The following is a 22170-nucleotide window of genomic DNA, read 5'->3' as shown; positions in this document are numbered from 1 at the left end:
CGGCTTCCCGCACCGCTATTTCGATGTCTTGGTCAGCCCCAGCCGGATCAGGCTTTCCCCGGTCGCAACCAGCGCATCTTCGCGCGAACGCGGTGCCCAGCCGAGCAGGCGCATGGCCTTCGCACTCGTTGCGTTCCTGGCCTTGCCCAACTCCGTCACGATCTGGGCCGCTTGCCCGTCGAACAGGCCGACGAGCCTCACCAGCCAATCCGGCAGCACTCTTGTCGGAACGCGCGACGCTGCATCGCCCAGCCGCGCCTTCAGCGTTTGTGCGATCTCCAGCATCGTCATGAAATCGCCGCTGATGGCCAGGAACCGTTCGCCCCTGGCGGCGGGGTTGGCCATGGCGCGCAGATGCAGGTCCGCCACGTCCCGCACGTCGACCACGCCGAACAGCATGCGTGGCAGACCGGGCATCGCACCGTCCAGCAGGCGTCCTATGAAATCTGTCGAGGTCGAATGGTCGGGACCCAGAACCGGTCCGAAAATCCCGACCGGATTGACGACTGCCAGCTCCAATGCGCTGCCTTGATTGGCAATGAAATCCCACGCGGCCCGCTCCGCCAGCGTCTTCGATTTCACATAGGCGCTCACACTGCTCGCCAGATTGGTCCAGTTCTCCTCCGTGAACGGGCGTCCGGCAATTGGCGTCTGGCCGTAGCCGACGGCAGCAAAGGAGGAGGTGATCACCACCCGTCTGACACCGGCGTCCCGTGCGGCCCTGAGCACGCGCAATGCGCCTTCGCGGGCAGGAACGATCAGATCGTCCTCATGTTTCGGCACGCCGGGCGGAAACGGCGAGGCGACATGGAGGACATAGTCGCAACCGGCAACGGCCTGCGGCCAGCCTGCGTCGGCCATGAGATCGGCATGGGCAAAGGAGAGCGCATCGCCGGGTTCGGCGCCGCCGGCCCTCAGCATCGCCAGAACATCGGCTTCACGCTTGCTAGACCGCACGGTCGTGCGAACGCGGTAGCCTGCATCCAGCAGAGCCAGGATGCAGTGAGCGCCGAGGAAGCCCGACCCGCCGGACACAAGCACCAATTCGCCGCTCATGCCCGCCTCCTCGATGGTCTAGTTCGAGCCCATCAGATGGCCACCTGCGTGCCGATCTCGACAACGCGCCCGGTCGGAATCTGGAAATACTCGGTCGCATCCGCCGCCGTGCGCGCCAGGCCGATGAACAGCTTGTCCTGCCACACCGGCATGCCTGAATTGGGCGAGGCCTTGAGCGAACGCCGTGACAGGAAGAAGGACGTCGTCATGATGTCGAACTTCCAACCCTGCTTGCGGCAGATCGCCAGCGCGCGCGGAATGTTCGGCTGTTCCATATAGCCGAAGTTCAGCGTCACCCGCATGAACAGCTCGTTGACCGTCTCCATCTTGACGCGGTCGCTGTCGGGCACAACCGGCTGCGGCGCCGTCACCACAGACAGGATGACGTTCTGTTCGTGCAGCACCTTGTAATGCTTCAGGCTGTGCATCAGCGCGGTCGGCGCGCTCAGCGGATCGCTGGTCAGGAATACGGCCGTGCCCGACACCAGCTGCGGCTTCTTCTTCAGCAGATTGCCGGCGAGGAAATCGAGCGGGATCTCGTTGCGGCGGGTCTTGTCGAACAGATAGCGGCTGCCGCGCACCCAGGTCCACATGGCGAGCACGACGGTGAAGGCCACCGCCAGCGACGCCCAGCCGCCTTCGAAGACCTTGACGATGTTGGAGGCAAAGAAGCCTATGTCGATGAAGGCGAACAATGCCGTCATCGCAATTGCCACCCAGAGCCGCCATTTCCAGATACGGGTCATGACGACAAAGAGCAGCACCGTCGTCACCAGCATGTTGCCGGTGACCGAAATGCCGTAGGCCGAGGCAAGCCGGCTCGATTCGCCGAAACCGACGACCAGCAGCATCACCGTCAGTGCCAGCAGCAGATTGACGCGCGGCATGTAAATCTGGCCGGATTGCTTTTCCGACGTGTGCAGGATTTCGAGCCGCGGCAGCATGTTGAGCTGCACCGCCTGCCTGGTCAGCGAAAAGGCGCCGGAAATCACCGCCTGGCTGGCGATCACGGTTGCCGCCGTCGCCAGCACCACCATCGGGATAAGCGTCCATCCCTGGTTCATCTCGAAGAAGGGATGGCCGACGACGCCACCATGCGCCAGCACGAACGCGCCCTGCCCGGCATAGTTGAGCAGCAGGCAAGGGAACACGATCGCCAGCCAGGCGAGCACGATCGGCTTGCGCCCGAAATGGCCAAGATCAGCATAGAGCGCCTCGGCGCCGGTGACGGCCAGGAAAATAGCGCCGATCGTGACGAAGGCGACGTCAGGCGAATTGATCAGGAAAGCGACGATGTAGTGAGGGCTGACCGCCAGCAGGATTTCCGGGTCGTCGACGATGTGGTTCAGGCCGGAAAGCCCGATGGCCAGGAACCATACGGCCGTCACCGGGCCGAACACCAGGCCCACGCCGCCCGTGCCGAACCGTTGCACCGCGAACACCATGGCGAGAATGAGCAATGTCAGCGGCACCACATAGGGCTGGAACGCTGGCGTGACGACATTCATGCCCTCGACCGCGGAAAGCACCGAGATTGCCGGCGTGATGACGGCGTCGCCAAAGAACAGCGAGGCGCCGACAATACCGACGCCGAGGATGACCGCCGAGCGCGTCGGGAAACTGCCGCGCGCCAGCGCCATCAGCGACAGCACGCCGCCCTCGCCGCGGTTGTCCGCGCGCAGCACGAACATGATATATTTGATGGTGACGATGATCGCCAGCGACCAGATGATCAGCGAAAGCACGCCGAGAATATCGCCGCGCTCGGCGACATTGCCGCCGGACGAAGCATGCAATGCCTCACGAAACGCATAAATCGGACTGGTACCGATGTCGCCATAGACCACGCCGAGCGCCCCCAGCATCAGCACCTTGGTGCTATGCTGCTCGATTTCAGGATGGCTCGATTGGTCGACGGGTTCTGCCTCACTACCAGTGTTGGCAAGGGCCATAAACGACACTCCGATAAACGCGCGGTGCTCTACGCTTGCTGCGATGCAATATCAAGTGCCCCGACGTTATGGCTTCCATGCCGGCAACGCGGGGCTTGCCTTTTTACCATCCGCAAGCCCTGAGAAACCGCCCCACCGTGCCGGCCATGCCATACTCCAACGCATCGGCTGTCAACCCATGGCCGATCGACACTTCGGCCAGTGCCGGAATGCGCTTGGCCAGCGCCGGCAGGTTGTTCACCGTGAGATCGTGCCCGGCATTGACCTGCAGACCCGCCGCAAGCGCTGCATCCGCGGTTTTTCCCAATCTTTCCAATTCCTTGGCCGCCTTGGCGGAATCGGAATGGCAGCTGCCATACGGCCCCGTGTAAAGCTCGATCCGGTCGGCGCCGATATCGCGCGCGATCCTGGCGCCGTCCGGATCCGAATCGGAAAACAACGACACGCGCACACCTGCCTTTTTCAGGCGTTTGACGATCGGAGTGAGGAATGCGGCGTCCACTGCGAAGTTCCAGCCATGGTCCGACGTGGCCTGGGCCGGGTCGTCGGGCACCAGCGTCACCTGTTCTGGCTGGTGCTTTTCCACAAGCGTCAGGAAATCCTCCGACGGATAGCCCTCTATGTTGAACTCGGCCTTGGGAAATTCGTCATCGATCAAGGCCCTGATCTCCGGCAAATCGGAGTGCCGCGTATGCCGCTCATCGGGTCGCGGATGCACCGTCAGCCCATGCGCGCCGGCGGAAAGAGCGAGGCGCCCGAGCCCGATGACGCTCGGCCACGGCAGGTCGCGCCGGTTGCGCAGCATGGCGATGGCATTGAGGTTGACGGAGAGCTTTGCGGGCATGGCATCGGGTCCAGTTTCACGAGACGGGGCGCATCTATAGCGCCTTTGTCGGGAACAGACAGAGGGTTTTGGGTGTTCCAAGGGGATGAACCGCGAAAGGAACAGCCCTTGAATTTTCTCGACGCCGTGCCGGCGGTGCGCCGCATCGACACCGACCGTGAAGACCTTTTCGCTGTCGATATCGTCGGCCATGTCGCGGCCGCCGACGCGGAAAACCTGTTCGGACTGCTGGAGGCGGCCTATGCGCTCCATCCGAAACTGGACGTGCTGGTGCGCCTGATCGACCACGATGGTGTCGACTGGCCCCACGTGTCCGACGAAACCGCCAGACAGGGCACGGCCCATGCCCTGGAGCATATCCGCCGCTGTGCCGCGGTCGGCGAACCGGACTGGATCCCCTACGCCCAGGGCTTTTTCGCCACGCCGCCGCCTTTCGAGCTCCGGCATTTCGACAGGGAGGACGAAGCGGCGGCATGGCGCTGGCTCGGTGCCAGACCGGCCAAGCCCCCATGATCATCTGACGATCGTCAGCCGTTCGGCCGCGCGGGTGATCGCGGTGTAAAGCCAGCGCTGGCGGGTTTCCTTGAACGCCCAGCTTTCGTCGAACAGCACGATCTCGTTCCATTGCGAGCCCTGCGCCTTGTGCACGGTCAGCGCATAGCCATAGTCGAAATCGTCGAAGCGCTTCTTCTGCTGCCACGGAATCTCCGCATCCGGATCCTCGAATGCTGCCTTGAGCAGCTTGATCTTGGCAACGCCGCGGTCCGGATCGTCCTCTTCCGGCGAGACCAGCAGGTTGATGCCCGGCTTCACCGTCTCGCGCGACGAGGTCATCACCTTCCACAGCGAACCGTTGAGCAGGCCCTTGGCCGGATCGTTGCGCAGGCAGACCAGCTTGTCGCCGGCCTGCGGATAATCGGCATTGAACCCCTTCAATTCGCGCAGCCGCAGGTTATAGCGCCGCCGCGTGCGGTTGGTGCCGACCAGCACCTGGTCCGCCTTCAGCACCAGTTCCTGGTTGACGTCTTCCTTGCCGATGACCTGCGCCGTGCCGTAGTCGCCGCGCATGAATTCGCGGCCCTCGCGCACGTCGAGCGCCAGCCGGATGATCGGGTTGTCGCGCGCCTGGCGGTGGATTTCGGTGAGCAGCGCATCCGGCTCGTGGTCGGTGAAGAAACCGCCGCCCGAGATCGGCGGCAGCTGGCCGGGATCGCCGAGCACCAGGATCGGCGTGCCGAAGCTCATCAGGTCACGGCCGAGTTGCTCGTCGACCATCGAGCATTCGTCGATGATGACCAGCTTTGCCCGCGAGATCGGGCTTTGCCGGTTGAGCGAGAAGGTCGGCGAGATCGAGGTCTTGCCGGTCACCTCGTCGGAGACCGATTCCTCGCCCTTCGGTCTGTAGATTAGCGAATGGATGGTGCGGGCGTTGGTCGCCCCCTTGGAGCGCAGCACCTGCGCCGCCTTGCCGGTGAAGGCGGCGAACTGCACCTGGCCGTCGACATGCTCGGCGAAATAGCGCGCCAGCGTCGTCTTGCCGGTACCGGCATAGCCGAACAGCCGGAACAGCTGCGGCCGGCCTTCCTTGAGCCAGCGCGCGACCGCCTTCAGGGCATCATCCTGTTGGGGAGAGAATTCCATCAGCGCGAAAGACCGGATTCGCATGGGAAAGACAAGACAGCCGCCATCATATCGACCGCCGCCGGCGGCGAACTCAGCACCTCCGAGGGCTCAGGTTATCAGGCGCAAACAAGAACGTAAAGAGAACATGGCGACTGCTTCTTAGCTTGAAATTTCGGCTTCGGGTGGAAAGCGGAAGTCAGGCAATGGCCATGGCGGCCGGCGGGTCGCGGTCGTCGGGCGGCAGAGGAACGGGAGCGTATGCGGTATAGCTGGCGCTCAAGCGTGCCTGCCCCTTCGAATGCGACCGGAGTGCATCTTCCAATTTGAACATGTTTGCGAGCGGCACTATTGCGTTGACGACGACCACCACGCCGCGGGTTTCCTGACCTCGGATCTGGCCGCGGCGGCTGTGCAGTTCGGCGATGATGCTGCCGACGTAATCTTGCGGTGTCGCCACCTCGACCTTCATGATCGGCTCGAGCAGTTGCACGCCGAGGCGTGGCGCAGCTTCGCGAAGACAGGCGCGACCGGCGATCTCGAAAGCCAGAGCCGAGGAATCGGTATCGTGATGGGCGCCGTCGACCAGCGTCGCCTTGATGCCGATCATCGGGAAGCCCGCGAACGGACCCGCCGACAGGACGGTGAGCAGCCCCTTTTCGACGCCCGCAGCGTATTCGCTGGGAAGCGCATCACCGACAATTTTGGACTCGAACATGAAGTCCGCGCTGTCCGGGTTCGGCTCGAACATGATCTTGACGCGGGCGAACTGGCCGGTGCCGCCGGACTGTCTCTTATGCGTGAAGTCCTGCTCGTGCGTACGAGTGATCGTCTCGCGATAGGCCACTTGTGGAGAACCGACATTCACGCCGACCTCAAACTCGTGGCGCAGGCGGTCTATGATGATGTCGAGATCGAGTTCGTCCATGAAGGCGATAATCGTCTGGCCCGATTCCTCGTCCTGCTTGACGCGGAAGAAAGCATCCTCGTCCGCCAGCTTCGTCAACGCGATACGCAGCCGCTCCTGATCGGCCTTCGATTTCGGCTCGATCGCCATTTGCAGCAAAGGCCAGGGCGCGGCAGGCTTTTCCATCATGGCGATATGGTTGCTGGTAGCCACAATATTTACAACTACTTGCCAAGGGCGGAATCAGGACTTGGATAACAGAAGGCTAAATTGATCTTTTTGGCCTGGCTGCCCGCAGCCTACTGTCAGGGGCCGGATCGTTCTCCAGCAGGATCGGCTTGCCGTGCGGTGTCGCATGCGCGGCGCGTTCCCAGGCGGCGGCGAGTGTGTCGACATCGCTCTTACCGGCGACGCCCTTGGCCGCTAGCAGCTTTTCCAGTGCCGCCAGCCAATGCTCGTAATAATCGTGGCCGTCGCTTGCAGCGTCCGGCTTCTTCACTTCGGCGGACAGCGCGTCCGCCCATTCGCTCCACGAAAACAGGCCTTTTTCGTGCAGCGCCACCGTCAAGGCGAAGGCTTCGGCCTGCCACGGTTCGGCAAACACAGGCTCGTCGAAACCCGCCGGCAGGTCGGCGGCTGCTTCATGCCGGCTCAAGATAGCTCTCCCAGGCGTCGATGGAGACGGTCAGCGTCGGGTCGGCCCTCTCGCCCCAGATCTCGGCGCCGGCGAAAACCACCGTGTAGACCCATTGCGGGTTCTCGCCCTGGCCATGCGCGTTGCTGTCGGGAAAGACGAAACCATCGCGCACCGCCTCGACGGTGCCTTGCTTGCCGCGCGCATAGCGTGGCAGCCGCGTATGGCCGGCCGGATGGAAATTCTTGGTCCGCACGAGGTCGCCGGCCTTGAATCGCGCCGGCGTCGCAACCGGCCGGTCGCACGGACCGCCCCTGGCCAGCGCGGCCCGCACGTTTTCGGCCTTCAGCATCCTTTTGGGGGTTGCGGCTGGATCAATAGCCTTGCCGGCCTCAAGATCGCGCTCGCTGACAAAACCATGGCGCTTGAGCAGCACCTCCAGCGCCTTGATCCAGATCTGGTAGTAGCTCGAGGCATAATAGTCGGCTGGGTGCAGCGATTCGCGCGCATGCCGGCTTTCGTCGATATTCCAGGCGCCCATAGCGCCGGCGGTGAGCGTCACGCCAAGCGCTCGCTTCTCCCAATCCGCATGGAAACAGGGCTCGTCCCTTTCGGGTGCGACCGGCCCGAAACCCATCTGTCCGCCGAGATCCTGCGGCCCGTTCATGCCGGCTCCTTCGCCAGGCCGGTGCCGATCATCGCATCGCGGCTCACCAGTTCGGCCAGCCGCTCCTCGCTCCAGCCTTGTGTCCCTTCCGGCCGCATCGGCACCACCAGGTAGCGCAACTCGGCGGTCGAATCCCAGACGCGGATTTTTGTCCCGGCCGGCAAGGTCAGGCCGAATTCCTCCAGCACGCCGCGCGGATCGATCACCGCGCGCGAGCGATAGGGCGGCGCCTTGTACCAGACCGGCGGCAGGCCGAGCACCGACCACGGATAGCAGGAGCAGAGCGTGCAGACGACGAGATTGTGCGTCGCCTCGCTGTTGAACACCGCCTGCATGTGCTCGCCCTGCCGGCCGGTATAGCTGAGCGAGGCGATCGCCGCCGTCGCATCGCGCTTCAGCCAGGCGGCGAACTCCGGGTCGATCCAGGCCTTCGCCACCACCCTGGCGCCGTTGCGCGGGCCGACTTTTGTCTCGTAGGTGTCGACGATGATGTCGATGGCGGCCGGATCGATCAGGCCCTTCTCGGTGAGGATCGTCTCCAGCGCGCGCACCCGCGCGGCAAACGGGTCGAGTTCGTTGTCGTGGTCATGATCGTGGGACATGGCGCAAGGTTACGACCGCCCGCCTGCCTCGGCAAGCATGACGCCTTGGGCCACCGACCGCCTATTCGGCGGCTGCCTTCTGGGGTTCGATGTCCTGTTCTTCGTCGCGATCGAACAGCGAGGGCTGATCCCCGGTTTCGACCAGGTGCAACTCGGCCTTGCGCTTCGGCATGAGCCCGATCAGCCAGCCCGAGAAATTCTCCATGTAGACATAGATCACCGGTGTGACGAACAGGGTCAGCGCCTGCGAAGCGAGCAGGCCGCCGACCACAGCGACGCCCAGCGGCTGCCGCAGCTCGGCGCTGGCGCCAGTACCGAGCGCGATCGGGAACGTGCCCATCAGCGCCGCCAGCGTCGTCATCATGATCGGGCGGAAACGCATCAGGCAGGCCTTGTGGATAGACTCGGTCGCCGACATGCCTTCTCGTCGCAGTTCGAGCGCGACGTCGACCATCATGATGCCGTTCTTCTTGACGATGCCGATCAGCATCAGGATGCCGATCACCGCGATGACAGACAGATCCATGCCGGCAAAGCGCAAGGCAACAACGGCGCCCAGCACCGCCGATGGCAGGCCGGTGAGGATGGTGAGCGGGTGGATGAAGCTCTCGTACAGAATGCCGAGCACGATGTAGATGGTCAGGATCGCGCCGCCGACCAGCAGGCCCTGGTTGGCCAGCGAATCCTGGAAGGTCTTGGCCGTGCCGGCGAAGGTGGTCGAGATCGCCTTCGGCATGCCGATCTGCTCTTTGAGCGCGTTGATGCGGGTCACGCTGTCGCCGAGCGCCACGCCTTGCGGCAGATTGTAGGAGATGGTCACGGCCGGAAGCTGGCCGAGCTGGTTGACCGTCAGCGCGCCGGCCGTGCGGTCGACCCGGGCGAAGGCGCCAAGCGGAACCAGACTGCCGCTCGCCGTCCTCATCTGGATGGCCAGCATCCGCTCGGGCGACCATTCGATCTTGGGATCGAGCTCGGTGATGACTTCATAGCTGTCGGCCGAACCGAAGATTGTCGAAACCTGGTCGGTGCCGAACCCGCCATAGAGGGCTGAACGCAGCGTGTCTGTGTCGATGCCGAGCTCGGCGGCTTTGTCGCGATCCACCACCAGCGATGCCTGCAGTGCGTTGTTCTGCAGGTCGCTGGTGACGTCGGTGAAGGTCGCATGGTCGGCCGCCATCGCGTCATTCAGTTTCTGCGCCCAGATATCGGTCAGGCCGGTGTCGAGGCCCTGAACCACGAGCTGGTAGGCGCTGGCCGACGAGCGCGAACCCAGCCTCAGGTTCTGCACCGGCTGCATGTAAGTCTCGATGCCCGCCACGCCGGCCAGTTGCTTGCGCAGATCCGAAAGCACCTTCTCGATATCGGGACGCTGGTCCTTGCCCTTGAGCTGGACGAAGAGCTGCCCCTGGTTGAGCGCATTGTTGCCGCTGCCCGCTGACCACGCCACATGGTCGACATAGGGCGAATGCGAGAACACGCTGGCCACCTGCCCTTGCAGCTTCGCCATGGCATCGAAAGAGATGTCCTGGCGGGCAATGGTCGTCACCGATATCTGGCCGATATCCTCCTGCGGGAAGAAACCTTTCGGCGAGACCTGGATCAGCCACACCGACGCTGCCGCGGTTCCGACGAAGACGAGGAACACCAGGAATGTGTGCCGCAGGCAGAAGCTCAAAACCACGTCATAGCCGCGCGTGAAGAGGTCGTGCCTGTGGCCATCACCGTGCGCCTTGCGGTCGGCCTTGGTCACCGAAAGCAGCCGCGAACAAAGCATCGGCGTCAGCGTCAGCGACACGAACATCGACGCCAGGATGGCGACCGTCACTACCACAGCGAACTCGTTGAAGATGCGGCCGATCACGCCGCCCATCAGAAGCACGGGGATGAACACCGCCACCAGCGAAATCGAGATCGAGATGATGGTGAAGCCGATTTCGCGCGCGCCCTTCAGCGACGCGTCGAAGGCCGACAACCCATCCTCCTCCATATGGCGGAAGATATTTTCGAGCATGACGATGGCATCGTCGACGACGAGGCCCACCGCAAGCGTCAGGCCCATCAGCGATATGTTGTCAATGGAAAAGCCGAACAGGAACATCGCGCCAAGCGTCGCGATCAGCGAGATCGGCACCGCCACGGCCGGGATGATTGTCGCCGTCACCCGGCGCAGGAACACGAAGATCACCATCACCACCAGCGCGATGGTCAGCAGCAGCGTGAACTGGACGTCGTCGACGGCCTGACGGATCGAGGTCGAACGGTCGTTGAGCAGCTTGATCGAGGCAGCGGCCGGCATCTGGTCCTGGAAGGACGGCAGCATCGCCTTGACCTTGTCGACGACGTCGACGGTGTTGGCGTCGGGCTGGCGCTGCACCGCCATGATGATGGCGCGGGTGCCGTCATACCAGCTCGCCGTCGTCGTCGTCTCGACCGAATCGACGACCCGGGTCACCTCGCCCAGCCGTACCGGGTGACCGTTCTTGGTGGCGATGATGATGTTGGAAAACCCGGCGGCGTCGCTGAGCTGCGTGTTGGCGGTGATGGTGAGCTGCTGCTTGTTGTTCTGCAGCACGCCAAGCGGCGTGTTGCTGTTGGCCGAGGCTACCGCCGTCTGCAGCTGATCGATCGAAATGCCGCGTGCGGCAAGCGCGGTCGGATCGATCTGGATGCGCACCGCGTACTTCTGCTGGCCGTAGATCGAGACCTGCGCCACGCCGTCGATCGTCGACAGCGACGGCGAAATGACGTTTTCCGCGAAGGCATCAAGGTCGGTCATTGGAACCGTGTCGCTGACCAGCGACATCAAAAGGATCGGCGCATCGGCCGGATTGACCTTGCGGTAGCTCGGCGGCGCCGTCATCTGCGGCGGCAATGATTTCTGCGTGCGCGCGATCGCCGCCTGCACGTCCGCGGCTGCCGCGTCGATATCGCGATTGAGCACGAACTGGATGGCGATCGAGGTCTGGCCGAGCGAATTTGTGGTCGAGATCGAATCAATGCCGGCAATGGTGGCGAACTGCTTGATCAGCGGCGTCGCCAACGAAGTCGCCATGGTTTCCGGCGAGGCGCCGGCGAGTTGGGCCGACACGTTGACCACTGGAAATTCGGCGCTTGGGAGCGCTGCCACCGGCAGGAATTTGTAGGCAAACAACCCGCCCAGCACGAGGGCGAACGACATCAGAAGGGTGGCGACGGGCCTGCGAATGCAGAATTCGGAAATCATGGACGCGCCTCGCCGGCCTTGTCGGCACCACTCGCCTTGTCTGCTTGCGCCACCTTGGGAGCTGCCTGATCGCCGTTGGTCGCGGCCTTGCCTTCGTGCACGGCGGCGCCGTCCTTCAGCCTTGTCTGGCCTTCGGTGACAACCTTCTCACCGCTTTTCAGCCCCTGGCTGATGGCGCTGTTGTCGCCCTCGGTCAGCGCCACCTGGACCGGCCGCATCTCGACAGTGTTGTCCGGCTTGACCACATAGACGAATGGCCCCTTCTGACTGGGCTGCACCGCGACGGTGGGAACGGAGGTCATCTGCGGCATGATGCCGGCGTCCAGGATGACATTCACATACTGGCCCGGCCATAGCGAAAGATCGGCATTTGGTATGCTTGCCCGCGTGGCAATTGTGCCCGACGCGGTGTCGACACTGGAATCGACGAAATCGAGCGTACCCTTGCCGATCGGCGTCGGATCGCCGTCCTTGGTCAGCGTCACCGCCCCTTGCTGCGGGTTTGCAAGCGCCTTGTGCAGCAGAGCGAGGTTGCTTTCCGGCAGGGTGAAATTCACCTGCAGCGGGTCCATCTGGGTGATGGTGACGAGCGGCGTTGTGGTGCTGCTGCCATTGCTGGTGTTGACGAGATCGCCGACCGAGACATTGACGGCGCCGAGCCTGCCGGCGATCGGCGCCGAAATGGTTGCATAGCTGAGCTGAACGTTATCGGCGTCGATCGTCGCCTTGTCGGCATCGATGGTTGCGACCGCGGCTTTCTGCGCAGCGATCGCCTGATCGTAGGTCTGCTGCGTGCCGGCCTGCTTGGCAACGAGGTCCTTGGCGCGCTGGAGATCCGCAGTGGCGCTGACGAGCATCGCCTGGTCCTTGACGAGCGTCGCCTGGTCCTTGGCCAGTTGTGCCTTCAAGGCACGGTCGTCGAGCGACAGCAAAAGGTCGCCGGCCTTCACCATCTGGCCGTCCTTGACCGCGATCGCTACGATCTGGCTGGATACCCGGGCGTTGATGCTGACCACCGCCGGCGAAGACACGAAGCCGATGGCATAGCGGCGGATCGGGAAATCCGCGGTTGATGCGGTTGCTGAAACGATCGAAGCCGAACGAGCGCCATTGGCGCCGGCTGCGGGCTTGTCCGATGCCTTGGCGGTCTTGTCCGCCGCCGCCGGCTGCTTGCCCGAAATCAGCTGCTGGACCTTGCCCATGGCCGTGGGCGAAAGATAGAGACCAGCCCCCGCCAGGCAGGCCACCGCAATCACCGCAAAGAGGATTTTTCCGCGCATCGACAACAAGTCCTCTCATCCGACACGCCGATACCGGTGGTCTTGTTCCAGCTCAAATCACAGCTCCGCGCCGCGAATTCGCCGAATAGATAGGACACGCCTTTGTCGGAAAAGGGCCAAAACGCGGCATTACGAAGATTTAATGTGCACTGCACAATAACGAAGCAACTGAGCCAAGGTGTGCTGAGATTCAGGTCAGGCCGAGCCGAAAATGGTGGTTTTCGAGAACCGAAGCGGAGCGGACATTCGGGTCCGTGAGCATCGGAAGCGCAGAAAACCGCCGTTTGCAGGCCGGCATCACCTGAATATCGGCACACCTTGGCTCAGCATCGGCCACAGCGTTGCCGCCAGCAGCACGCCCATGGCGATGTTGAACCATTTCAGCCGCATCGGGTCCGACAGGAAACCGCGCAGCGCGGTGCCGAACCCCGCCCATACCGAGACGCTCGGCAGGTTGACGACAGTGAAGGCGATTGAGATCAGCACCACCGAAAGGAACGGATGGTCGGGATTGGTGTAGACGGCCATGGCGGTGATCGCCATCACCCAGGCCTTGGGATTGACCCACTGGAACGCCGCAGCATCGATGAAACGCATCGGCCGCGCCTCTGCCTCACCCTTGCCGGTCAGCGAACGTGACATCGCGATTTTCCAGGCCAGATAGAGCAGATAGGCACCCCCGGCGATCTTCAATCCCGTATGCAACGCCGGAAATGCCGTCAGCACGGCACCCAGGCCAAGGCCGACGGCTATCAGCAGCACCAGGAAGCCGATGCTGATGCCCAGCATGTGCGGAACCGTTCTGACGATGCCGAAATTCACGCCCGACGCCAGCAGCATGAGGTTGTTCGGCCCCGGCGTGATCGAGGTCACGAGGGCATAGACCAGCAGGGCAAGAAACGCGTCGAGCGACATGATACCCTCCCAGATAAGTCAGTATTATTGTCCCTTTACATCGAGTACACAAAGGCCACCGACAGCCTTTGGCCGGGCCAGATGCTCAGGATTGCAAGCTGAACGAAGACGGCTGGGAACTACATCCCTTGCGGGCCGCGGTTCATTGCCGCCACGCCGGTGCGACAGATTTCGACCAGGCCGAGCGGCTTCATGATGGCGATGAACTGGTCGAGCTTGGAGCCCTTGCCGGTGATCTCGAAAATGAAATGCTCGGTGTTGGCGTCGATGACGCTGGCGCGGAAGGCGTCGGCGAGCCGGAGCGCCTCGACCCGGGAAACGCCGGTGCCGGCAACCTTGACCAGCGCCAGCTCTCGCTCCAGCGGCCGCTCCTGGCCAAGCTCATGCGAGCGCACGGTGAGATCGACGACGCGGTGCACCGGCACGATGCGCTCGAGCTGGTGCTTGATCTGCTCCAGCACATGCGGCGTGCCGCGCGTCACGATGGTGATGCGCGACAGATGCTTTTCGTGCTCGGTCTCGGAAACGGTGAGGCTCTCGATGTTGTAGCCACGCCCGGAAAAAAGACCAATGACCCGGGCAAGCACGCCCGGCTCGTTGTCGACCAGCACGGAAAGCGTGTGGTTCTCAGGCTTTTCCGTTTCCTTGGCGATGAAATAGGCGGAGCCGGTCGGCTGTAGCTGTGCGTTCATGACATGAATCTCGATTTCAGACTTTTGAGCTAATTCTCTGTTTCCGCACGGCTTCTTCCGACAGCCCTGCCTCGGCTGATGTCACACCAGTTCCCTACCCTTGGCGTCGATGGCGTTGGCCACCGCCTCGTCGGTCGCCTCGTCCGGCAGGAGCATCTCGTTATGCGCCTTGCCCGACGGGATCATCGGGAAGCAGTTGGCTAAAGTCGCGACGCGGCAGTCGAACAGCACCGGCTTCTTCACCGAGATCATCTCCTTGATCGCGTCGTCCAGCTCGTCCGGCTTGTCGCAGCGAATGCCGTGGCCGCCATAGGCCTCGGCCAGCTTGACGAAGTCGGGCATCGCCTCGGTGTAGGAATGCGACAGCCGGTTGCCGTGCAGCAGCTGCTGCCACTGCCGCACCATGCCCATATACTGGTTGTTGAGGATGAAGATCTTGATCGGCGCATTGTACTGCACCGCCGTGCTCATCTCCTGCATCGTCATCTGCACCGAGGCGTCTCCGGCGATGTCGATGACCAGCGCATTGGGATGCGCGATCTGCACGCCGAGCGCGGCCGGCAGGCCGTAGCCCATCGTGCCCAGCCCACCGGAGGTCATCCAGCGGTTCGGCTTCTCGAAATGATAGTGCTGCGCGGCCCACATCTGGTGCTGGCCGACCTCGGTGGTGATGTAGGTGTCCATGTCCTTGGTCAGCGCATAGAGCCGCTGGATTGCATATTGCGGCATGATCACGTCGTGGTTCATCTTGTAGGCGAGTGAGTCCCGTGCGCGCCATTTGGCGATCTGCTCCCACCAGGGGTGCAGCGCCTTCTTGTCGGCCTTGGCGCTGGCTCGCCACAGCCGCACCAGATCCTCCAGCACCCGGCCGACATCGCCGATGATCGGCACGTCGGTGTGGACGTTCTTGTTGATCGACGATGGATCGATGTCGATGTGGATCTTCTTAGAATTCGGCGAAAACGCGTTGAGCCGCCCGGTGATGCGGTCGTCGAAGCGCGCGCCGATGCAGATCATCACGTCGCAATCATGCATGGCCATGTTGGCTTCGTAGGTGCCGTGCATGCCGAGCATGCCGACCCAGTTCTTGCCGGAAGCCGGATAGGCGCCGAGGCCCATCAGCGTCGAGGTGATGGGAAAACCGGTCAGGTCGACCAGTTCGCGCAGCAGATGGCTGGCCTCGGAGCCGGAGTTGATGACGCCGCCGCCCGAATAGATGATCGGCCTCTTGGCACCGGCCATCAGGTCGACCGCTGCCTTGACCTTGTCGAGGTCGCCCTGGACCTTCGGCTGGTAGCTGGTGCGCGGCGCCGTCTGCGGCGGCACATACATGCCCTTGGCGAACTGCACGTCCTTGGGGATGTCGACCACGACCGGGCCGGGACGCCCGGTGGTCGCGACATGGAAGGCCTCGTGGATGGTCGCGGCCAGTTCGTTGACGTCCTTCACCAGCCAGTTGTGCTTGGTGCAGGGGCGCGTGATGCCGACCGTGTCGCACTCCTGAAAGGCGTCGGAGCCGATCAGCGAGGTCGGCACCTGCCCGGTCAGGCAGACCAGCGGGATCGAATCCATCAGCGCATCCTGCAGCGGCGTCACCGCATTGGTGGCGCCAGGTCCCGAGGTCACCAGCATGACGCCTGCCTTGCCTGTCGAGCGCGCATAGCCTTCCGCCGCATGGCCCGCGCCCTGCTCATGGCGCACCAGGATGTGCTCGACCTCGTCCTGCTGGAAGATTTCATCGTAGATCGGGAGAACGGCGCCGCCCGGATAGCCAAAGACATGCTTGACGCCATTGTCCTTCAGCGCCTGCACTACCATTTCGGCGCCCGTCATTTCGCGCCGCTCACTCTGTCCATTGCTCATCGGTCTGGTCCCGTACTGTCCGCCATCTGGCGATTGCTGGTCGTTTAGTCGTGTTTCGGGCAATAAAAAAGGCCCCCGAGGGAGCCTGTGTGTTGCGCATGGGAGGTTTTCGCCCGGCGGTTACACCGCCTTGCCCACGCGCTTTCCTACGAGAATGAGTGCCGTTTTCATGGTCGCGGACAATAGAATTGGTTTTGCGCCGCTGTCAACGGCGAATGTGAATGCATCAACCTGATGAAACGGGTTGGCCGTCCTGTTTGAGAACCGGCAGAGGCTATGACGGGCGAATACCCGCTAAACCGCTGAAAACGCGCCAAACTATTGGAGGGCGTGACGCGATGGCGGTTTTGGCGAAATACTTTCGCCGCGCCGGACAATGCCCCCGCCACGCGCTCACCCAAGAAGCGATCCCAAGACCCGGAGGAAACTGATGCTGGAAAAGGCCCCGAACAAGAAACTTGCCGACCTGCTCGACAAATTCGGCAAGGCTCTCGCCGCCGGCGATATCGACAAGGCAGTCACCTGTTTTCAGGACGACTGCTACTGGCGCGATCTCGTCACCTTCACTTGGAACATCAAAACCATGGAAGGCCGCGACCAGGTGCGCGACATGCTGGTCAGCCAGCTGGCGAAAACGAAACCTTCGAACTGGGCGATCGCCGAAGGCGAGGACGCCACCGAAAGCGACGGGTTGCTCGAAGGCTGGATCAGCTTCGAAACGGAAGTGGCGCGCGGCTTCGGCCATATCAGACTGAAGGACGGCAAGATCTGGACGCTGCTCACCACCATGGTCGAGTTGAAGGGCCACGAGGAGCCGGCGGGCTTCGCCCGGCCGATGGGCGCCAAGCATGGCCATGGCAAGAACCGCCCGACCTGGAAGGAAGAGCGCGAGAAGGAAGCCGCCGAACTCGGCTTCAAGACGCAGCCGCACACGCTGATCATCGGCGGCGGCCAGGGCGGCATCGCGCTCGGCGCGCGGCTGCGACAGCTCGGCGTGCCGACCATCATCGTCGAGAAGAACGAGCGCGCCGGCGACAGCTGGCGCAAGCGCTACAAGTCGCTCTGCCTGCACGACCCGGTCTGGTACGACCATCTGCCCTACATGGATTTTCCGAAGAACTGGCCGGTCTTCTCACCCAAGGACAAGATTGGCGATTGGCTGGAAATGTACACCAAGGTCATGGAGCTGAACTACTGGTCCTCGACCGAGGCCAAGAGCGCTACCTATGACGACAAGAAGAAGGAATGGACCGTCATCGTCCACCGCGACGGCAAGGACATCACGCTGAAGCCGAAGCAGCTGGTGCTGGCCACGGGACAATCCGGCAAGGCCAATATGCCGAAATTCAACGGCATGGACAGCTTCAAGGGCGATCAGCACCATTCCTCGCAGCACCCCGGCCCCGATGCCTATGCCGGCAAGCGCGCCGTCGTCATCGGCTCGAACAATTCAGCCCACGACATCGCCGCGGCCCTTTGGGAGGCCGGCGCCGATGTTACCATGGTGCAGCGCTCGACCACCCATATCTCCAGATCCGACACGCTGATGGAAATCGGGCTGGGGGCGCTTTACTCGGAAAAGGCCGTGCAAGGAGGCATGACCACGGCCAAGGCAGACCTCATCTTTGCCTCGCTGCCCTACAAGATCCTGCATGAATTCCAGATCCCGGCCTACGCCGAGATGAAGAAGCGCGATGCCGAATTCTACAAGGGCCTGGAAAAGGCCGGCTTCATGCTCGACTGGGGCGATGACGAGTCCGGCCTGTTCATGAAGTACCTCAGGCGCGGCTCCGGCTACTATATCGACGTCGGCGCGTCCGACCTGATCATCGACGGTTCGATCAAGCTGAAAAGCGGCGCCGAGGTGAAGGAGATCAAGGAACATTCGGTCCTGCTCAGCGACGGATCGGAACTGCCGGCTGACCTCATCGTCTACGCCACCGGCTACGGCTCGATGAACGGCTGGGCGGCCGACCTCATTTCCCGAGAGGTCGCCGACAAGGTCGGCAAATGCTGGGGTCTCGGCTCCAGCACCACCAAGGACCCGGGCCCCTGGGAAGGCGAATTGCGCAACATGTGGAAGCCGACACAGCAGGAAGCGCTCTGGTTCCACGGCGGCAACCTGCATCAGTCGCGCCACTATTCGCAGTTCCTGTCGCTGCAGCTGAAGGCGCGGCATGAAGGCATCCCGACGCCGGTCTACGGGTTGCAGCAGGCGCACCACAAGGGATAATCCGCCATCCACAAAGAAGACATGACCCGCGCGGCGTTCTCCGCCGCGCGGATCTTCCGTTTCAGGCCTTGAGCACCACGCCCCTGGCCTTGGCCCAGCGCTCGACGATCTTACGCTCCTCCGGCGAAGCGACGCGATTGCCGAAACCGCGCACCTGCACCGCACGGTTTTGCGGGTCGAGCTCGATCGTCAGCAGCCGCTCGATCTTGCCGAGCGCCGTGCGCCGCAGCACCCAGATCGACGCGTAGCCGGCGATGCATTTGGCCGCGTACATCGAGACGCAGTGATGCATCGCCCGGCTCTCGGCAACCAGGTCCTCGGCCGTCTTCAGCTGGCGAACGAAGAAGCGCTCGCCATGCGCCTTCGCCTCCTTGGCCGACGGCCGCCACTCCCAGTCCTCGAGACGCGAGCCGTCCCAGGCACGGCTCTTCGACTGCGGTCCGGCAGTAGGTGGACCCCGCCCAGCGGCGCGGCGTCGCATTGCCTCGATGCGTTCGATGGCGGCAATGTCGCGATGCCATTCCAGCATCTGCCGGCGCAGCGAGGCGAGCGTGCGGCCCTTCAGGCTGTACGCCGCGTCGCGCTGGTGCATGGCGCCGATGTAATCGCAGAGATCGTCGATCTCCTCCTTCGAGGCAGGATGCCCGCAGAAGAACCGCGTCACCTCACGCGAGAAGGCCAGCTCGCCGCGCGGCGTGCGGGCGATCTTCGTGCGCGCAAGACGAGCGGCCAGTCCGGGATCATCCGTGTAGGACCGCGCGATCGCCAACCAGAACGCCTCGTCGAACGTGAAATCGCCGGCCACGTTCAGGAAGCAATGCACCTCCTTGCGCGACAGCCACGCATTGGCGCCCGCCTTGTACAGCGAGTCGCCACGCCCGACCGCGATATACCAGGCCTTGCGGAGCGCCACCTCATTGGCATCCAGCCCCGAAGCGTCGAGCCAGATGGCCTCGAGCGCGACTGAGACCGGGTAGCGCGCATAGAGATGACGCGCCGCGGCCAGCCCTCAAACGCGCGCGGTCGCGCGTCTTCAGCTTCGGACGCCACAGCGCGCCGTCGCGGATCGCGACGCCGGCAAAGCCCCGGCGTGCCTCATCAAGCGCCCGCTCGAAATCCGGAGCGGGACGCGGGACGTGGGAAACCCGCCGCAGCGTTGCGGCATATGCTTCAATGCGTTCGCGCTCGGCGTCCTGCCTGCGCTGGATCATGGACTTTGCCATGGCCGTTCTTCCTGATTGGAACCCTGTCAGCCGCACGCAATTCCAGCGTCGGCACGGACTGTGTCGATCTGGATTGCCGGGACATTGACAGGTCTCCTTTCAGGAAGACGGGGTTAGGAATGGGCGGCGTCTCTACGCCCACGACGAGCTCGGCGCAAGACCTATTCTTCAATGATTACAATGGTCTGGCGAGGTGTTGCAAAGCCGCATCTCAGCCCTTCGGGCAGCCGCTATTGTCGGCAGGGAGCTCTCTGCTCCCACCGTTTTGAACGTCGCTGCATCGCGAACCAGACGACAGCCACGCGTCGCAGCGCGGCGGTCCTCAGATTGTCAGGAAGTGGGGAACCCGCTGTTGCGCGAGTCAGCCGAACGTCCGCCGCGGAGGCGCAAAACGCGTGAACAAGATCTCATCGTCGCCTCCATCAAAAGCGTGGTTGACACGGTGCGGCAATGAAAGGAGAGCCGCATGTCGGAGGCGGCTAGTATAACGGAATGAGCGCGGCAGCAAGATGGCGAACGTGCCTGGTATCGATGGGTTCGAACGCAGCGGCGAGCCGGCCGGGCTCGCGGCGGGAAGGCAGCGAGGCAAGAGCGCTTGCGGCAGGCAGGTGCTCGCGACAGTCATCCGGCCGGGATGCAGTCACCACGCTTTCGCCGTCGAAGCAAAAACACATGGGCCGTCTCCTCCTGTGAGGGTTGCGTCAGGCGCGATCACGAAACTCGCGAACGACGCGCTGCAGCAGCGGCACGTAGTCGCGAAAAGTCCGCGTCTTCATGTTGGCGACCTTGCCGCCCTCGTCCCAGATGCGGACGCGTACCGCTTCTTCGTGGAACGGGTTCTTGCGAAACTCCGCCACCTCTTCGGTGCTCATGGGGCCGCCCTGCAACGACAGCGTATGAACCGAGGCCTGCGAGAGTCTGCCGAAATAGGTCGGGTCGGTGGCACACAGATAGCGCTTGGCCGAGACGTGCAGCCTGACGCATTCGACGATCACCGGCGGGAAGAACGGCGCAAGCACTTCGCCGCCGGCCTCGTCATGGTGCTTGTCCTCGACATCGTCGGGTGAGTAGGTGCCGAATTCGCTCGTATAGTGGCCGATATCGTGCAGCAGCGCGGCCGCCACCAGGACGTCGGGCGCGCCGTCCTGCTCGGCGAGCCAGGCCCCCTGCAGCATATGCTCGGACATCGTCACCGGCTCGCCGAGATAGGATTCGGCGCCCCGGCGTTTAAAAATGTCAGCGATGAACTCGACGATGTTGTCCGCGTTCAGGTCCTGGCCGCTCATTCCGCCGCCTCCCTGAAACCGTGCTCGATCGCCGCGAGCGTCGACAGCAGGCCGTCCTTGTCGGCGTAGCAGCCTTGCAGCCAGCGCTTGCCGGTTCCGGAAAACGCCTTGCGCGCATGCATGACCCGGGTGTTGTCGACGATGAAGGCCTGCCCGGCTTCGAGTTTGAACGTCACTTCGAAACGGGGATCCTCGATCAGTTCGGCGAACCGGCGATAGGCCGCATAGTATTTGCCCATCTCGGCGAAGGGCACGTCGATCGTAGGCGCCAGCGAGCGGTTGTTGAAACGAATGCAGATGAGTTCGCCATCCGGCCCAAGCTCGATCATCGGCCGCTTGGCCTGCAGCCGCACGCCCGACGAGCCGGCATATTCGAAGCGCGCCGGATAGGAGCTCAGCAGACGGAACCCTTCCGGGTTCTCGGTCTGCAGTGCCTCGGCGACCGCGAAGCCGTCGACGACGCTGGACTCGCCGCCATCCACCGTATTCTCGATGCAGGACAGGATCTGCAGCGTCGGCACCGGATCGCGATAGGGATTGTCGGTGTGCGCCTGCAGGCCGAGATTGGTGTAAGCGAGGTTGCTCGGATTGACCTCGGCGCGCACCTCGAACCAGCGCCCGTAATTGGTTTCCCTGATATAGCCGAACAGGTCGGACACCTTGCAAAGCGCGCCGGATTCGGCCGGCAGGCCATCCATCACCGCAAAACCGAAGCGCCTCACAGCCGAGAGCCATTCGCGCAGCGTTTGGCGATCATGACTGGCGGCGGCGTAGCCGGCGCGCGGCACCGATTTCTGCATCGTCGCCCTGGTCCAGCGCTCGACCGCATCGCTCGTCCAGCCCCCTTTGCGCAACTCGACACGGTCGTAGGCGTGCGCGCTAAGCCATTCCGCTGGAAAGCTGACCGTCTTTCCTTCCGGCATAAAGGTAAGCTCCAGGGCACCGGGCTTGATCAGGGCCGCGCCGATGCGCGTATCGGCGGGAACGTCGAGAATAGTGATCAGCCGTTGGCCGTTGCCGGCGCTGCGCGTCTTGTCGTCGAGCGCATTGTCGCGCAGCCACATTGCGTGAAAGCGGGCGCGCGTCCCATTCTCCCAGCCAAGTTCGATCGTTCTTCCTTCGTCGCCGATAAGCGCGTGGGTCAGCATGGAGATCCGTTCCTGTTGCCTTGGT

Annotated in this window: 18 protein-coding genes and 1 pseudogene; 2 read left to right on the top strand and 17 right to left on the bottom strand. The window is 63.2% G+C overall.

Annotation, left to right across the window (positions count from 1 at the left end; translation table 11 throughout):
* Positions 1-15: 15 nt before the first annotated feature.
* From AC04SI_RS04260 to AC04SI_RS04250, 3 genes are all read right to left on the bottom strand, one after another.
* Complete coding sequence (locus tag AC04SI_RS04260) at positions 16-1056, bottom strand: SDR family oxidoreductase (RefSeq protein WP_488473952.1); 1041 nt, start codon at positions 1054-1056, stop codon at positions 16-18.
* Positions 1057-1088: 32 nt separating this feature from the next.
* On the bottom strand, positions 1089-3008 hold the full coding sequence (locus AC04SI_RS04255) for a potassium transporter Kup (RefSeq protein WP_404275622.1): 1920 nt from the start codon (positions 3006-3008) through the stop codon (positions 1089-1091).
* 103 nt (positions 3009-3111) lie between these two features.
* Positions 3112-3852, bottom strand: a complete 741-nt coding sequence (locus tag AC04SI_RS04250) for a pyridoxine 5'-phosphate synthase (protein ID WP_488473951.1) — start codon at positions 3850-3852, stop codon at positions 3112-3114.
* Between the two features lie 108 nt (positions 3853-3960).
* Here AC04SI_RS04250 and AC04SI_RS04245 point away from each other — a divergent pair, with 108 nt between their 5' ends.
* Positions 3961-4365, top strand: coding sequence for a SpoIIAA family protein (locus AC04SI_RS04245; RefSeq protein WP_404275618.1), 405 nt, complete (start codon positions 3961-3963; stop codon positions 4363-4365).
* Here the strand turns inward: AC04SI_RS04245 and AC04SI_RS04240 are convergent, their stop codons facing one another.
* From AC04SI_RS04240 to AC04SI_RS04195, 10 genes and pseudogenes are all read right to left on the bottom strand, one after another.
* Entirely contained in the window at positions 4366-5493 is a 1128-nt protein-coding gene (locus tag AC04SI_RS04240) for an ATP-dependent DNA helicase (RefSeq protein ID WP_404275845.1), read from the bottom strand.
* Positions 5494-5671: 178 nt separating this feature from the next.
* A pseudogene (locus AC04SI_RS04235) lies at positions 5672-6568 on the bottom strand (translation factor GTPase family protein); the annotation flags it as partial.
* Between the two features lie 76 nt (positions 6569-6644).
* Complete coding sequence (locus AC04SI_RS04230; RefSeq protein WP_404275616.1) at positions 6645-7034, bottom strand: nitrile hydratase accessory protein; 390 nt, start codon at positions 7032-7034, stop codon at positions 6645-6647.
* Positions 7021-7680, bottom strand: a complete 660-nt coding sequence (gene nthB, locus AC04SI_RS04225) for a nitrile hydratase subunit beta (RefSeq protein WP_488473950.1) — start codon at positions 7678-7680, stop codon at positions 7021-7023. Before nthB ends, AC04SI_RS04230 begins: the two co-directional genes overlap by 14 nt.
* Complete coding sequence (gene nthA / locus AC04SI_RS04220; RefSeq protein WP_404275612.1) at positions 7677-8282, bottom strand: nitrile hydratase subunit alpha; 606 nt, start codon at positions 8280-8282, stop codon at positions 7677-7679. The genes nthB and nthA overlap by 4 nt, the downstream gene beginning before the upstream one ends.
* A gap of 61 nt (positions 8283-8343) precedes the next feature.
* Positions 8344-11505 carry an efflux RND transporter permease subunit gene (locus AC04SI_RS04215; RefSeq protein ID WP_404275610.1) on the bottom strand — a complete coding sequence of 1054 codons (3162 nt, stop codon included), beginning with the start codon at positions 11503-11505 and terminating at the stop codon, positions 8344-8346.
* Complete coding sequence (locus AC04SI_RS04210; protein WP_404275608.1) at positions 11502-12785, bottom strand: efflux RND transporter periplasmic adaptor subunit; 1284 nt, start codon at positions 12783-12785, stop codon at positions 11502-11504. The genes AC04SI_RS04215 and AC04SI_RS04210 overlap by 4 nt, the downstream gene beginning before the upstream one ends.
* A 297-nt stretch (positions 12786-13082) precedes the next feature.
* A complete protein-coding gene (locus tag AC04SI_RS04205; protein WP_488473949.1) occupies positions 13083-13700 on the bottom strand; it encodes a LysE family translocator in 618 nt (205 codons plus the stop codon).
* A gap of 119 nt (positions 13701-13819) precedes the next feature.
* The gene (ilvN, locus tag AC04SI_RS04200; RefSeq protein ID WP_404275604.1) at positions 13820-14392 is read right to left on the bottom strand and encodes an acetolactate synthase small subunit; all 573 of its coding nucleotides are present in this window, start codon (positions 14390-14392) and stop codon (positions 13820-13822) included.
* Between the two features lie 81 nt (positions 14393-14473).
* Entirely contained in the window at positions 14474-16255 is a 1782-nt protein-coding gene (locus tag AC04SI_RS04195; RefSeq protein ID WP_404275602.1) for an acetolactate synthase 3 large subunit, read from the bottom strand.
* 430 nt (positions 16256-16685) lie between these two features.
* Between AC04SI_RS04195 and AC04SI_RS04190 the strand changes: the two genes are divergently transcribed.
* Positions 16686-18488 carry an NAD(P)/FAD-dependent oxidoreductase gene (locus AC04SI_RS04190; RefSeq protein ID WP_404275599.1) on the top strand — a complete coding sequence of 601 codons (1803 nt, stop codon included), beginning with the start codon at positions 16686-16688 and terminating at the stop codon, positions 18486-18488.
* A gap of 61 nt (positions 18489-18549) precedes the next feature.
* On the opposite strand, the gene AC04SI_RS04185 is transcribed toward AC04SI_RS04190, so the two are convergent.
* The 4 genes from AC04SI_RS04185 to tmpA form a co-directional block, all read right to left on the bottom strand.
* Entirely contained in the window at positions 18550-19401 is an 852-nt protein-coding gene (locus AC04SI_RS04185; protein WP_404275597.1) for a PcfJ domain-containing protein, read from the bottom strand.
* A 1-nt stretch (position 19402) separates the two neighbouring features.
* Positions 19403-19711 carry a hypothetical protein gene (locus AC04SI_RS04180; RefSeq protein WP_404275595.1) on the bottom strand — a complete coding sequence of 103 codons (309 nt, stop codon included), beginning with the start codon at positions 19709-19711 and terminating at the stop codon, positions 19403-19405.
* A gap of 701 nt (positions 19712-20412) precedes the next feature.
* Positions 20413-20997 carry a (R)-1-hydroxy-2-trimethylaminoethylphosphonate oxygenase gene (tmpB, locus tag AC04SI_RS04175; protein WP_404275593.1) on the bottom strand — a complete coding sequence of 195 codons (585 nt, stop codon included), beginning with the start codon at positions 20995-20997 and terminating at the stop codon, positions 20413-20415.
* Positions 20994-22145 carry a 2-trimethylaminoethylphosphonate dioxygenase gene (tmpA, locus tag AC04SI_RS04170; protein ID WP_488473948.1) on the bottom strand — a complete coding sequence of 384 codons (1152 nt, stop codon included), beginning with the start codon at positions 22143-22145 and terminating at the stop codon, positions 20994-20996. The genes tmpB and tmpA overlap by 4 nt, the downstream gene beginning before the upstream one ends.
* Positions 22146-22170 lie beyond the last annotated feature (25 nt).

The organism is Mesorhizobium sp. CNPSo 4689 (genome assembly GCF_057784325.1).
This window is presented reverse-complemented; position numbering and strand designations above follow the sequence as displayed.

Coding starts and splice junctions, on each gene's coding strand:
- AC04SI_RS04260 (WP_488473952.1), bottom strand. CDS start 1,056: ATGAGCGGCGAATTGGTGCTTGTGTCCGGCGGGTCGGGCTTCCTCGGC.
- AC04SI_RS04255 (WP_404275622.1), bottom strand. CDS start 3,008: ATGGCCCTTGCCAACACTGGTAGTGAGGCAGAACCCGTCGACCAATCG.
- AC04SI_RS04250 (WP_488473951.1), bottom strand. CDS start 3,852: ATGCCCGCAAAGCTCTCCGTCAACCTCAATGCCATCGCCATGCTGCGC.
- AC04SI_RS04240 (WP_404275845.1), bottom strand. CDS start 5,493: ATGGAATTCTCTCCCCAACAGGATGATGCCCTGAAGGCGGTCGCGCGC.
- nthB (WP_488473950.1), bottom strand. CDS start 7,680: ATGAACGGGCCGCAGGATCTCGGCGGACAGATGGGTTTCGGGCCGGTC.
- nthA (WP_404275612.1), bottom strand. CDS start 8,282: ATGTCCCACGATCATGACCACGACAACGAACTCGACCCGTTTGCCGCG.
- AC04SI_RS04215 (WP_404275610.1), bottom strand. CDS start 11,505: ATGATTTCCGAATTCTGCATTCGCAGGCCCGTCGCCACCCTTCTGATG.
- AC04SI_RS04210 (WP_404275608.1), bottom strand. CDS start 12,785: ATGCGCGGAAAAATCCTCTTTGCGGTGATTGCGGTGGCCTGCCTGGCG.
- AC04SI_RS04205 (WP_488473949.1), bottom strand. CDS start 13,700: ATGTCGCTCGACGCGTTTCTTGCCCTGCTGGTCTATGCCCTCGTGACC.
- ilvN (WP_404275604.1), bottom strand. CDS start 14,392: ATGAACGCACAGCTACAGCCGACCGGCTCCGCCTATTTCATCGCCAAG.
- AC04SI_RS04195 (WP_404275602.1), bottom strand. CDS start 16,255: ATGAGCAATGGACAGAGTGAGCGGCGCGAAATGACGGGCGCCGAAATG.
- AC04SI_RS04190 (WP_404275599.1), top strand. CDS start 16,686: ATGCTGGAAAAGGCCCCGAACAAGAAACTTGCCGACCTGCTCGACAAA.
- AC04SI_RS04180 (WP_404275595.1), bottom strand. CDS start 19,711: ATGGCAAAGTCCATGATCCAGCGCAGGCAGGACGCCGAGCGCGAACGC.
- tmpB (WP_404275593.1), bottom strand. CDS start 20,997: ATGAGCGGCCAGGACCTGAACGCGGACAACATCGTCGAGTTCATCGCT.
- tmpA (WP_488473948.1), bottom strand. CDS start 22,145: ATGCTGACCCACGCGCTTATCGGCGACGAAGGAAGAACGATCGAACTT.